Consider the following 12745-nt stretch of genomic DNA (forward strand, 5'->3'; position numbering starts at 1 on the left):
TAAGGCCAATTTAATTTACCTGCAAATGCATTTTTGACTTTCGAGCCAATCATTCGCTCCATTGCCCTGTACAAATCACAGCATTTTCCAAACGCGAAAATTGTCAATCGCATGACGGGACGCCGTGGATCGGAACCCGAAATAACCCACTGTCAGCGGAGATGTATCATTCCAGTCAAAGATCACATTGCCATCGACTGAGAAGGTGGCCCGTCCATCCTGGACTTTGATTGTAATGTGGTATTTGTGGTTGGGTTTTAGAAGATGCTCTTTATCCGTAAACTCTTTTAAAAGCGGCTTTTCCCTATTTCCATGGTATTTTCGAAAACGTGTGGTGGAGTTGCGATTGCCTCCAAAACCCACATAGTAAAGTGAGAGCGAGTCGTATTCTTCAAACTTGCCGCTGCGTGTAAATTAGTTTGCGTTTCGAGGGTCGGTCGCCATCCAGAACTGGTTCAGATCCGATAGCCGGTCATTCTTTCCCCCATCGACCAGAACCCTCCAGTCGTATCATTTAAACTTCTCACATTCTGTTTCGTGCCAGCTACACTTCCCGATGCTGAATTCCATTTTTCTGGCTCGCAATCCCTTTTTACTGCTTACTCAAATCTTGATCGATTCGTGGTGCAACGCATGTATATCGGCAACTTACCACCTAAGTAATTACTGCGTTTCTTCAGATAAAAGCAACGTGAATGTTTTATTAAGCATAACATACCTGTTTTATGTGAGTGAAATTCGGTTTGCAGCCTTTAAAAATCAAGATGTTTAAGTCGTGAACTAGTTGAAATACAGTTACTTACACTACTAACCCAGGAGCTACCTGAGAGCCCGGGTAAGATCGATATAACAAGCGTCATCTCAACCAGATCATTATCTCAGAAAGCAAGGTTTATTTGGTAAAAGAGGTAAAGAAATCAACAAATCGGAAGTCTTCAAGCCTTACAAATATCTGTGCGGAAAAATTGCGGAAGTTGTCAGCGAATATAACCCTGCATTATCAGTCTCCAAGATCGCTGAGCAGCACACGCATCGAAACGTTGAGTTATCATCAGTTTTTCTGCTATTATTTGTCCCATATAATACTTGATCTGAATAATTAGTACGATATAGTATTATATTTGAATAAGATTTTAATCCAATGTTATATCGTTCGCACCGCCGAACTATACCTCCAACCTTTCGGATCTAGAGATCGCTGAATATTTGAAATAAATGGCAATGAATTTAAATGGAAAAAATATCCTGGTTGTGGGCGGAAGCTCTGGGATCGGTTTGTCACTGGTGAAAATCTTACTAGAACACAGTGCATCGGTCTATGTGATTTCGCGGACGAAGCCCGCCGATCTCCCCGAAAGCATATCACACTTGCAAGCCGATGTAACAGGCGACCTTGAAGCAGTCAGCGGGTTTCTGCCGGACCAATTACATGGCTTGGTTTATTCGGTTGGCAGCATTAACCTGAAACCATTCAACCGCCTCACTTCCGACGATTTTCTAAATGATTACCACATTAATGTCCTGGGAGCTGCCCGGATTATTCAGCATGCAATGAAGCCATTGAAGAATGCGGCGGGAGCTTCTGTAGTTTTAATAAGTTCTGTCGCGGCCAATACCGGTCTGCCTTATCACGCAAGTATTTCGGCAGCCAAAGGTGCCGTTCAGGGTCTGGCCATATCGCTGGCTGCTGAACTGGCTGGTCAGAAGATCAGGGTTAATGTAGTGGCGCCGTCACTTACGGATACGCCCATGGCGCAAAACCTGCTGAGCTCGCCCGAAAAACGCGATGCATCTGCAAAAAGGCATCCGCTTGCAAAATATGGGCAACCGGAAGATATCAGTAAGTCCATTGCATTTTTGTTATCGGATGACAGCAGCTGGGTAACCGGCCAGATCATCGGTATTGACGGAGGCCTGGGCAAATTAAAAACAGCATAGTATGGGTGTAAATATAAAGAGCGGGCAAATTGCTGAACTGGAAAAGCAAAACCGGATATTGAGCCACATGAAATAAATGAGCCCAGCTAAGTGCTATGGAAGATAAACTTGATATCATCATCATCGGTGCGGGATTAGCAGGATTGACACTCCGGCAGCCCGGTGCATTGATCAGCACGCTGGCATCACCCGCAGGAACATTTGCCGACAAGGTTCGCATGCTTGGATTGAAGCTGAAACTGACCGGTAAAAGCATTGATGAAATTTTTACCGGCAGTGAAACGACCACCATGGCCTATCTGCATGACGCCGGATTCAGTCAGCGGATGATCGGGCAGTTTTTCAAACCGTTCATGACCGGGATTTTTCTGGAAGATAAACTGAGCACTTCGAGCCGGATGTTTGAATTTGTATTCAAAATGTTCAGCCAGGGCGATGCGGCTGTTCCCGCCAAGGGAATGGGCATGATTCCGTTACAGCTAGCCAGTTCACTGTCATCTAACGAGATCGCGTTTGGTCAAAAAGTGGTTTCCATTGATGCAAACAATGTCACAACGTCTGCAGGACAAGTTCATAGCGCAACAAGCATCCTCATCGCCACCGATCAGCTTGAAATCCCTGACCCGTTCAGGAAACTGCCCTACTCCTATCATTCGGTTACCAATATGTATTTCACTTCGACGGCCAAACCATATGACAAACCGTTGATTGCATTAAATGCAATGTCTGGCAAACTTGTCAATAATATAGCCGTCATGAACCGGATCGCGCCCGCTTATTCAAAAAATGGCGATGCCCTCATATCCCTATCGCTGATTGGAGACCATTCAAAAGCGGATAATGCGCAGCTTCAAGGGCAGGTTTTGCGTGAAATGCTGGCTTGGTTTCCAGAGGCCATGCAATGGAAGCACCTGAAAACTTATCATATCGGTTATGCGCTGCCTAACGATGACCAAGTTATTAATGTGCCTGGAAATGACGCGATCAGGCTAACAGAGCAATGCTTCATTTGTGGGGACCATCTGCTAAACGGTTCGATCAATGCGGCTATAAAAAGTGGGCGGTTAGCCGCAGAAGCAATCATATCCGGACAGAAATAAACGACTAAATGAAATCATACCAGCTTATTCATGAACTAATCTCACTGGTTGAACAGCTCGAACAGCAGAATCCGGAAAGGGAGGTTACCATGCAGGATTTTGCTGGATTTATGGTTCATACCGTTGGCAACTCTGCGCCGAACGTTACGTCTGCCGCTCGTCTTAGCCACGATGTCAGATTTGGTAAAAATGAGATAACCGCGCAGGAACAAGCATTCCAGCTTGATAATAACATCGGCCAATTGTTTGTATACATGAGCCGGTATGCGAAATCCTACATTAAAAAAGCCCTGGACGATACCGCGTTACTAACTGCTGAGGATTTTACAGCGTTGGCGATTCTACTCACGCATGACAACCTGTCCAAAACCGAGCTGATCCAATACAATTTGCAGGAAAAAACCTCGGGTACGGAAGTGATCAGACGGCTCCTGGCGGCAGGACTGATCAAGCAATGGGATGACGCAAAAGACAAAAGAAGCCGGCAAATCGCCATCACGGACCAGGGCAAACAACTGCTTTATACGGTGTTTGAAGACATGAATCACGTGGGCAAAATGATCTCGGGAAATCTTACCGTTTCCGAAAAACTGACACTTCGGTATTTGCTTCAAAAGTTAGAGGATTTTCATCAGCAGCATCATCAGCAAAAGACGATTTCCAATAAAGCGGACCTGAAACGGGTAACAGAAGCGCTTACTGACCAAAAATAAGCATAACCGTTCCCTCAATTCCGGCTGTCCATCCGTTGTAGCGGGCTGCTCATCCATTTTCAAAGGCCATTGACACCAGACGCAGAACGGATCCGGCAGAGCCCAAGGTTGTTAAAATGATTGTTAGTACAATTTTAAAACACCTTACCAATTCAGATTATGAAAACGTTCACAACAATGACAAGCCTAAAAACATGCCTGTTTGCAGCAATGTTGGCCTTTACACTTTCATCCTGCAACGACGATGACGACGACCAGACAGTAGATCCGGGTGCTGGCAACATTCCCGCCGTTGCATCCGCGGACCCTCAATTTTCAACACTTGTTGCGGCTTTAACTAAAGCTGAGCTCGTTGCCACCCTCCAAGGTGCTGGTCCTTTCACCGTTTTCGCACCAAACAATGCAGCCTTCACAGCAACAGGCATCACCAGCCTGGACCCGCTGACCAAAGATGCATTAACCCCGATCCTGACTTCACACGTGGTGAGCGGCACTGTGAAAGCGGCCGATGTGAAAAGTGGGACCGTAGAAACGGTTAATACCAACAACGATATTTATCTGTCCAAAAACGCGGATGGCGTATTCATCAACGGCAAGATTAAGGTGATCGCAACCGACGTTGCGGCTTCCAACGGTGTGATCCACGTGATCGATAATGTGATCGTGCCTCCTACCCGATCGCTGGTGGAGATTGCGCAGGCGGACACTAATTTTACCGAGTTGGTATCGCTTGTGCTGGCGGCTGATCCGGCGGTTGCCACGGCACTTACCTCAGCTGGAAACGGCCTGACCGTGTTTGCTCCTACCAATGCAGCATTCCGTGAATTGTATAAAACTACGCCGAAAGCCACATTGCTTGCACCTGCCAACCGCGCTTTGCTTACCAGTGTTCTGCTTTACCACGTAGTCCCTGGCCGTGTTTTCTCCACAGATCTCCCTAATGTTTCAGGGCCTGTTGCAACAGCTAATACAGGCGAATCTGTAACCTTCGACCTGGCTGGCGGAGCGAAAGTGGTGGGAACAACCAGCGGCGCATCCAACATTACAGCAGCTAACATCCTGGCAACCAATGGCGTTGTTCACGTGATTGACAAGGTTTTAATGCCCTAAACTAAAATGAACGCAGATTGGCAGACGATTGCATTCAATCGTTTGCCAATCTGTTTTATCTGACTAACTCGCCGCAGTCATGTTCCATATCAGGTATCGGTTCGGGTTTATGCTTTTGCTGGGGGTTTACTCCTTCCTGAACACATTGCTGCTCGAGACTTTTGACTATTATCACTTTGGTACAGACCAATTTGTGATTTTTCTGCTTTTTCTGGCAGTTACTGCCGGAATTTGGGAAGGAAACAGGATCTGGGACAATTGGCTCTCAACCAGGGACATTGAGCCATTTTGGAAACGGATTGGCTATCATCTTGCCGGAAGCGTCATCATCACAGCGCTGGTAACATTCCTGTTAGGTATTCCAACAGCCTATTACAGCCTATCTCCCGATTGGAGCCAATGGAAACTTCCTTTGAAGCTCCTGCTGATGTTCTGTTTCCGGGTGAACCTGTTTTTGAACACCATTCATGTGATTTTTTTATACATGAAAAAGCTCGAAGAAAGCCATAAGCAACTGGAAACTTACAAAAGAACCACCAGCCAGGCCCAGCTGCAATCGCTCCGAAATCAGGTTAACCCGCATTTTTTATTCAACAACCTGAGCGTTTTGACGGCGCTCATCGCACAGGACACAGCTGCTTCCGTGGAATTTGTAAGGCAGTTCTCGAATGTTTACCGCTATATTCTCAAAAGTGATGAAAAGGAATTGATCGAGCTGCGGGAAGAACTGAAATTTATAGACTCTTATTTATATCTGCTCAAAACCCGTTTCGAGGCCGGGCTGAGTATCAAGGTCGATATTTCCGAAGGCTGCCTGTCGGCATATATCCTGCCGGTATCCATTCAAATGCTCGTTGAAAATGCGGTAAAGCACAATATAATATCCAAAAGCAAACCATTGCGGATTGAGATATTTTGTCTTGATAATGAGTCGATTACCGTTAGGAACAACTTGCAGAAAAAGATAATAGAAGATGAGCGGTCGACCCGGCTGGGGCTGACTAACATTGCTAAAAGATATGATTTCCTGGGACATCACGGCGTGACTGTATCGCAAACGGACCAGTTTTTCAGCGTAACAATCCCGCTGATCCGACTCAATGCAGCGCATAATAGCCTGGCGTATTACGACTGATAATGATTAACATTCAGATTTACCTTCCATGAAAGTACTTATTTTAGAAGACGAAGCACTTTCGGCCAGAAGAGCTTCCCAGTTACTGACCGAATACGATGCGGACATTGAAGTGCAACACGTCCTGGATTCGATAGAAGAGGCCGCCATCTGGCTGAATCAAAACCCCGAGCCCGACCTGATGCTGCTGGATATACATTTATCCGACGGGCTCTGTTTTGGGCTGTTTGACAAAGTGACTGTGAAAAGCCCGGTTATTTTCACCACGGCTTACGATCAGTACGCATTGCAGGCATTCAAAATGAATAGCATCGATTATTTGCTCAAGCCACTGGACAAGGGCGACCTCACGCGGGCATTGGATAAATACCACCACTTAAAACACGACCGAAAAGGCGTTTCCACCCTGGATATAGAAAATCTCAGAAAGACTATCCAGGCACTGACCAAAAAATACAAGACACGGTTTTTGGTCCGGTATGGTGACACCATTCATTTCAAGAACATCGAAGAAGTTGCCTACTTCTACGCGGACGATAAGGTGGTGTTCATGGTAACGAACGAAGGAAAAAAATACCTGATGGACAGTAATCTTGAAAGCCTGGAAGAAATGCTCGACCCCGCTTTGTTTTTCAGGATCAACCGGAAGGTCATAGCGCGGATCGAAGCCATTCAAAAAGTTAAATCATTGCTTAGCAGCCGGTTGCAAGTATTCTTAAAGCCCGTATTTAACCAGGATGTATTCGTGAGCAAATACAAAAGCCATGAATTTAAGAACTGGCTCGACAACTAGAGATTCCAATTTTTACCTACCCAACCTTCACTTTATGAAATTGCTCACTACCCTATTCATCTTTTTCACCGCCGGCTGGACATCCATTGCACATGGTCAGCAAAGCCGGGAAGTTAGTTTACACCTGAAAAACGGGTCGGTGATCCGGGGCAGGTTGCTCGAAGCAGATGGACGCTATCAACTCGAAACCTACGACAAAAGCATTTGGGTATTTCAAAAAGAAGAAGTCGACACGCTGATCGCTGAAAAGCCCGTCAACCCAAACATTCGCTATAAACACAAGGGATTTGTGCATTACACCGAACTTGGGCCGCTGGCTATGAGCAACCGGGCTTCGAATGGCGTCACCACTTCTGCTTTTTCCTTTCAGACTACAAACGGTTACAAGTTTAATCAATGGATTTATACTGGCTTGGGGATCGGTGCAGACTTGTATGCCGTGCAAACGTTTGTACCTATCGTTCTAAGCGTCAGGGGTGATTTCACGAGCAAAGTCTCCAAGATTCCATTCTACTTTCTGGAAGGCGGTTATGGGTTTAATACAACTTCCAACGATGTGGATAGCGTCCGTTTTGGCGGAGGCGCTACCTGCTCGGCGGGTATCGGGATGAAAATACTTTTTAGCGGAAACACGGGCTTCACCATTGCTGCCGGTTACCGCTTTCAAAGATCTTCTGTTACCGAAGGAACGCGGGAAAAGCTTGAAGATTTCAACAGGCTGACACTGAGGGCAGGATTTTCATTTTGAATTTTTCAAGCCTTAAACCGTCTCAAATTTCATTTAAGTCATCTCAGATCAATAATCCGGCAAGCCTAGCGCTGAGCACAGCAAGAGCGAATTGCAACCGGCAGCACCTTTTAGGCTCGGGAAGCGAATGCGCACGAAAGCTCCCGCTTCCTTTGCGACTTGCTATAAATAGATCCGGTACATCAGGTTTGGGAAGATGCCAAACTGCGTGAAATAACCCACAGAACCAGATTTACTGTCATCGTAATATTCCGAAATCCGGCTCCTGCGATTGGTAATGTTGTCAATATTGAGAAAAAGCTCGCGGGTTGTTTTACGTTTATTGACCTTGTAACTGGCCGAAAAAGTGACCTGGTAAATGTCGTCAATCTTGTTTTCGTAAGCTTTGTCGTAATCCCAGATCGTACCACTTTCCGGTTCAGAAGTGACCTGTCCTGCACTGTTGCGCAGCAGCGGAATGTACTTTTTTCCCCCGCCGAAAAACACTTTTGCATTCAGCGAGATGGTCTTGTTATGCTTGCGGCCCAGGTTACTAAACTCCTTGCCAGCCAACACATTCACAAGGTAATTATCAGCATAGGCTTTGTTTCTTTCTTTGCCATCAAGCGGCGTGTATTTGGACTGGTACAAAGAGGAGTTGATAAGAAAATAGTAGTTCTTGTCAAAAAACCTTTCAATCGTCAGCTCAATTCCATAATTCCGGCCCTTTCCTTTATTGACAAGCTCAACGTAGCGAAAGTCCTGGCCTTCATTAATGGTCGCATAAGAGCTGGTATCGGAGTTTTCGACGGGCAGATTGTACAAATGCTGGTAGTAACCTTCCGCTTTGATCCTGAGATTCTCCGTTAACCGGTATTCATAACCTGCCACAAAATGGTGCGCTTTGAGCAGGCCCAGATTCCGGTTAGGCTCTGTGTAGCTACCATTGGGTTGTTTTACTTTTGCAAAATAATTGTGTACCCGGTCCATGGTGCTATGCAGACCATATCCAGCATTGACTATCCCCCGGCTGCCCGCATTCCAGCGCATCGCCAGTCGTGGTTCGAGCGTGCTTTCTTTGTTGTAAAGCACACTCATATTGTGGAGTCCTACTACAATGGTTACCGTGTTTCCGGCCCTGTATTTCCAGCTTACAAAGTTGCGAAGCGTAGCAATCCCCTCCTTAAAGTCAGACAGTACCTGAGGCGCGCCAGTACTATCATCCAGAAAGCTTTGCGCGTAAGAAAAGTTGTTATACGCAAACTTGGCCCCGGCCTCAATCCGGTTGCGCACATTCAACTTATTATTATAAGTGATTGACGCGCGATAGTTGGTATTGTTCAATCGGCTTTTGTAATTGGGCCTTTTGTTTGCCAACGAGTCCCTAAGCCACTGGCCGGCGTCATCACGGATTTTGATGACATCGAATTGATCAATATCCTCATTGATGCCATTCCCTGAAAAGGAAAGCAGCGTCAATAATGATCCGTTTTTACTGATTTGCAAGCGATGCGAAAGGCCTGCATTTATCAGAAATGAACGTTTATCATAGTCTTTTCTGATTGTTTCCCGAGCCGACTGATTTCCCGGAATCGGGGCTGTTCCGGGATTGAAGTCGGCAAGATATACCTTACTTAACCCGCCCAGGCCAAACAAGGAGAATGAACCCGCTTTTTTGGTAGGTAAGGATAATTTGAATGCGCCATCCTGAAATGTCGGAGCGCCGCCCTCTATGTCCACCAATCCTATGTCACTTAAAAGACCAATGGTGGAATACCGGTAGCTGGCCAAAAACGACCCCTGATAATCTTTTCGAAACGGGCCTTCCAAAGTCACATCGGCACCCAAAATCCCTAATCCAAGAATGGACTGAAATTGCTGATTATTCCCACTCCGAAGCTTCACGTCATACACACCCGAAAGCACATCACCATATTCCGCCGAAAATGCGCCTGTGTAAAAATCCGACGTAGCGAGCAGATTGTTGTTCAACGCGCTGACACCGCCGCCCACTGAATTCTGGTCGGCAAAATGGTTGGGGTTGGTAATCTCCACACCTTCGAGCCGCCATTGGACATATTTTGGCGAATTGCCCCGAACGATCACTTCATTGCTGCCCGTAGAATTGTTGGTAACCCCCGCAAAGTTCGACAGAATCATAGCCGGGTCATTGAAACCTCCGGCATATCGCTTTGTTTCATCGATTGAAATAGACCTGCCGCTCAATAGCGCCATATCATTTTGCGCCTCACCTTTGTTTTCGGTTGCAGTTACGACCACTTCATTCAACTGGGTGGTTGCTTCCTGCATAACCAGATCCAAAACCACCTCCCGGCCCGCATCGACAACAATGTTAGAAACCTGACGCTGCTCGTACCCAACGAGGCGAAGTTCCAGCCTGGTACGGCCCAATGGAATTTGTTCTAACAAAAACCGGCCCGACTGGTCCGTTACTGTTCCTTTTACCGGCACTGATCCGGCAACGAAAACCGTCGCACCGACTAATGGCTGCTTGCTGTCGGCGTCGGACAATGTCCCGCGGATGTTTTGAGTGAGGGTCTGAGCGCTCCCGGCCATGCCTAGTAGCGAGAAGAATGTTAAATACAGGTACTTCATGTTCCTTTGCTAATAGTTGATATTCCGCAAAGTTGAACCGAAGTCAACCGGCATCCATTGACTTTGGTTAAGAAATGAAGCGTGAACGTTGTACCATTTAGCCCAGATGAAGTTTCAAGGCGGTAAGTGAAATACCGGTTTTTTTCGAATGCACTACAATCTTCGTATATTCAAGGATGGTATAAATTTAAGATCCGGCACAAATAAACAAAGGCTGAAAATGCACGACGTACTATTTGACTTTTTATCAAAATATGTTCCTTTGACAGAAGATGAAAAGAATATCATCATCTCTTTTAATACTTTTCGGACAGTCAAAAAGGGTACAGTTCTCCTAAGGGAAGGACAATACTCAAATGATATATACTTTGTATTGAAAGGTTGTATTCGGATTTATTACATCATTGACGGAGTAGAAAAAACGACTGCGTTTTATACAGAAATGGAAGGCTTGACACCGCCTTCCGTTCTCAATAAAGCACCTTCCCAATATTATGTATCTTGTATTGAAGACTCGATACTTAACGTTTCGACTCCTGAAATGGACGTCGAGGCATTTAGCAAATTCCCGAAATTTGAATCGCTTTGCAGAATTCTATCAGAAGAGCTTCTAGTTAAACAGCAAACCAAATTTGACGAGTTTAAGACCTCTTCTCCTGAACAACGATACCTGAACTTACTGCAATCGCGGCCAGACCTTATTCAGCGTGTACCACAGCATCAACTAGCGAGTTATTTAGGTATCACACCCGAATCTTTAAGCAGGTTAAGAGCAAGGATCGCCGAAAAAGATAAGGCGCATATCAACGCTTCTCAGCCTGCTTCCGTGGTTTAAAATCACTTTTTCCAGCGATTGCCTCCTCTATTCATTCAGAGATTCGGAGGGATCACACCAGATTGAACTGTTGCCCATCAGTGTGATCCGGTCAAATATTTGCCGTTTTTCCGCACTCAACCCTTCTGGTGCTTAAAGCATTTAAGTTTAATAATTAGGATTCTGCTGCATATTCGGGTTCGCGAGCAGTTCATTTTGCGGGATTGGCCAGAGGTAGTCGCGACTTGGATTATAGGACCGTTCTTCTACGCGCACTGGCACACCCGTTTCTGGATTAGTCGCGCCAAAAACCTGGCCGTTCATTACCTCATTCACGATCCCCCACCTGCGGATATCATAGTAGCGCTGTCCTTCAAAGGCCAGTTCCGCCTGCCGTTCGCGACGGATCAGCTCCCGAAGTTTCACCTGCGAATTGTACACTTTGATGTCAACATTCGGCATTTTTGACCTGTTTCGTACCAGATTGATGCTTTTCAACACCTCCGGGTTATTCCATTCACCCAGCTCGATCAGCGACTCCGCATAATTTAGCAACACTTCCGCATAGCGAATGATCATGAAGTCGAGCGTGCCTCCTCTGGGCTGTCGGTCGCGCGGATCCAGGTATTTTTTGATCCAATAGCCGGTTGCCGTAGACTTTTCCAATCCAATGCGGTCAGGGTTACTGGTTGATGCATTAAATGGATCGACGGTGTAGGTGTTATCAACAAACTTCTCACCTGAAAACAATACCGAAGCAAGCAGCCGGGGATCCCGGTTGTTCCGGTGGTTCGGATTTTTTCGGTAAGCGGCCAGAGAATCTGCGCCCAGCTCAAAAATCGTTTTACCTTGCTTCGTTTCCCAGTTATCGACCACCGTGCTGGTAGGTGAAGTGTACGTTTCTCCGCCAATCCCGAACGGTGCAAAACGCGTCCAGGCCACAGCGGCACCACTCGGACGGATCATAATGCGCTCGTTATTAAGCATTCCGGAATAGGTAAACAATTCTGCAAGATGATTAGCCCCGGCCGTTTTGCTGGTATACAACTCGTAAATACGCTTGTCGATCACCTTTTTAGAAGCATCGCGGGCCAGTGCAAAATCTTTTTTATAGAGTGCGAGCCGGGCGATCAGTGTCCAGCAGGCCGAACTGTTTACCCGCCAGAATTCATCGTTGGTATAAGTGTCGGGCAAGTTTTGCGCACATTCGGTGAGTTCGGAAATGATAAAATTATAGACCTCTTCTTCGGAATTTCGCCTTAGGTTATTCTCGTTGGGCGTCAGCGACTTGGTTACAATGGGTATGCCGCCAAAAAACTGAAACAATTCCATATGATAGTAAGCGCGCAGTGCACGGGCCTCATATTTCATGCGCGTTTTAAGCGCCTCGTCCATAAAGCATTTGTCTACATTTTCCAGGAAGCGGCTGGCCCGGCGTGTGCCCGAGAAGTCGGAACTCCAGAACCAAAGTGATGTGCTCCAATTGCTGTTGTGCACGCCTCTGGTAAATTCCTCATAGGCACCAATATAATCTGCACGGTGCACCGCCTCATCGCTCAGACCGGAAATGATCATAATATTGCTGGTGTTTAATGGCATATCTCGGCCATTGGTGCCACCCGGGAGGGCATCGTATACAATTTTCAAAGCGTCGCGGGCGTGGGTTTCGGTTTCCCAGAATTTGTCGTCGGTGATCCCGGTCGGGTGATTTTGCGTTAAAAAGTCTTCACAGCCGGTAAAAACCGTCAGCATCAAAACAGTAAGTGTTATTTGAAATCGCTTTTTCATCGTTGCAGCCA

At 46.3% G+C, this 12745-nt stretch carries 10 protein-coding genes and 1 pseudogene; 8 read left to right on the forward strand and 3 right to left on the reverse strand.

The window, feature by feature from the left end; translation table 11 throughout:
• Nucleotides 1-75 precede the first annotated feature (75 nt).
• Nucleotides 76-498: pseudogene (locus L0660_RS08935) on the reverse strand (DUF6250 domain-containing protein); the annotation flags it as partial.
• A 723-nt stretch (nucleotides 499-1221) separates the two neighbouring features.
• Between L0660_RS08935 and L0660_RS08940 the strand changes: the two are divergent.
• The 7 genes from L0660_RS08940 to L0660_RS08970 all read left to right on the forward strand — a co-directional run bounded on the left by L0660_RS08940 (nucleotide 1222) and on the right by L0660_RS08970 (nucleotide 7537).
• On the forward strand, nucleotides 1222-1938 hold the full coding sequence (locus L0660_RS08940; RefSeq protein WP_235159184.1) for an SDR family NAD(P)-dependent oxidoreductase: 717 nt from the start codon (nucleotides 1222-1224) through the stop codon (nucleotides 1936-1938).
• 95 nt (nucleotides 1939-2033) lie between these two features.
• A complete protein-coding gene (locus L0660_RS08945; RefSeq protein WP_235159185.1) occupies nucleotides 2034-3038 on the forward strand; it encodes an FAD-dependent oxidoreductase in 1005 nt (334 codons plus the stop codon).
• Between the two features lie 8 nt (nucleotides 3039-3046).
• On the forward strand, nucleotides 3047-3751 hold the full coding sequence (locus L0660_RS08950) for a MarR family winged helix-turn-helix transcriptional regulator (RefSeq protein WP_235159186.1): 705 nt from the start codon (nucleotides 3047-3049) through the stop codon (nucleotides 3749-3751).
• Between the two features lie 177 nt (nucleotides 3752-3928).
• Nucleotides 3929-4861, forward strand: a complete 933-nt coding sequence (locus L0660_RS08955) for a fasciclin domain-containing protein (protein WP_235159187.1) — start codon at nucleotides 3929-3931, stop codon at nucleotides 4859-4861.
• Nucleotides 4862-4940: 79 nt separating this feature from the next.
• On the forward strand, nucleotides 4941-5996 hold the full coding sequence (locus L0660_RS08960; RefSeq protein WP_235159188.1) for a sensor histidine kinase: 1056 nt from the start codon (nucleotides 4941-4943) through the stop codon (nucleotides 5994-5996).
• Nucleotides 5997-6024: 28 nt separating this feature from the next.
• Nucleotides 6025-6789 (forward strand): LytTR family DNA-binding domain-containing protein, encoded by a 765-nt coding sequence (locus L0660_RS08965; RefSeq protein WP_235159189.1) that lies wholly within the window; start codon nucleotides 6025-6027, stop codon nucleotides 6787-6789.
• A gap of 34 nt (nucleotides 6790-6823) precedes the next feature.
• Nucleotides 6824-7537: a hypothetical protein gene (locus tag L0660_RS08970; protein WP_235159190.1), complete on the forward strand. Its 714-nt coding sequence runs from the start codon at nucleotides 6824-6826 to the stop codon at nucleotides 7535-7537.
• Nucleotides 7538-7699: 162 nt separating this feature from the next.
• On the opposite strand, the gene L0660_RS08975 is transcribed toward L0660_RS08970, so the two are convergent.
• Nucleotides 7700-10132 (reverse strand): TonB-dependent receptor, encoded by a 2433-nt coding sequence (locus L0660_RS08975; RefSeq protein ID WP_235159191.1) that lies wholly within the window; start codon nucleotides 10130-10132, stop codon nucleotides 7700-7702.
• A 220-nt stretch (nucleotides 10133-10352) separates the two neighbouring features.
• Between L0660_RS08975 and L0660_RS08980 the strand changes: the two genes are divergently transcribed.
• Nucleotides 10353-10967 (forward strand): Crp/Fnr family transcriptional regulator, encoded by a 615-nt coding sequence (locus L0660_RS08980; RefSeq protein WP_235159192.1) that lies wholly within the window; start codon nucleotides 10353-10355, stop codon nucleotides 10965-10967.
• 147 nt (nucleotides 10968-11114) lie between these two features.
• On the opposite strand, the gene L0660_RS08985 is transcribed toward L0660_RS08980, so the two are convergent.
• Nucleotides 11115-12734 (reverse strand): RagB/SusD family nutrient uptake outer membrane protein, encoded by a 1620-nt coding sequence (locus tag L0660_RS08985; RefSeq protein ID WP_235159193.1) that lies wholly within the window; start codon nucleotides 12732-12734, stop codon nucleotides 11115-11117.
• Nucleotides 12735-12745 lie beyond the last annotated feature (11 nt).

Origin of the sequence: Dyadobacter sp. CY351 (genome assembly GCF_021502625.1) — a bacterium.
Classification (GTDB): Bacteria; Bacteroidota; Bacteroidia; order Cytophagales; family Spirosomataceae; genus Dyadobacter; species Dyadobacter chenhuakuii.

Excerpts from the sequence above, each read along its gene's own strand:
- L0660_RS08940 (WP_235159184.1), top strand. The coding sequence starts at position 1,222 with ATGAATTTAAATGGAAAAAATATCCTGGTTGTGGGCGGAAGCTCTGGG.
- L0660_RS08945 (WP_235159185.1), top strand. The coding sequence starts at position 2,034 with ATGGAAGATAAACTTGATATCATCATCATCGGTGCGGGATTAGCAGGA.
- L0660_RS08950 (WP_235159186.1), top strand. The coding sequence starts at position 3,047 with ATGAAATCATACCAGCTTATTCATGAACTAATCTCACTGGTTGAACAG.
- L0660_RS08955 (WP_235159187.1), top strand. The coding sequence starts at position 3,929 with ATGACAAGCCTAAAAACATGCCTGTTTGCAGCAATGTTGGCCTTTACA.
- L0660_RS08960 (WP_235159188.1), top strand. The coding sequence starts at position 4,941 with ATGTTCCATATCAGGTATCGGTTCGGGTTTATGCTTTTGCTGGGGGTT.
- L0660_RS08965 (WP_235159189.1), top strand. The coding sequence starts at position 6,025 with ATGAAAGTACTTATTTTAGAAGACGAAGCACTTTCGGCCAGAAGAGCT.
- L0660_RS08970 (WP_235159190.1), top strand. The coding sequence starts at position 6,824 with ATGAAATTGCTCACTACCCTATTCATCTTTTTCACCGCCGGCTGGACA.
- L0660_RS08975 (WP_235159191.1), bottom strand. The coding sequence starts at position 10,132 with ATGAAGTACCTGTATTTAACATTCTTCTCGCTACTAGGCATGGCCGGG.
- L0660_RS08980 (WP_235159192.1), top strand. The coding sequence starts at position 10,353 with ATGCACGACGTACTATTTGACTTTTTATCAAAATATGTTCCTTTGACA.
- L0660_RS08985 (WP_235159193.1), bottom strand. The coding sequence starts at position 12,734 with ATGAAAAAGCGATTTCAAATAACACTTACTGTTTTGATGCTGACGGTT.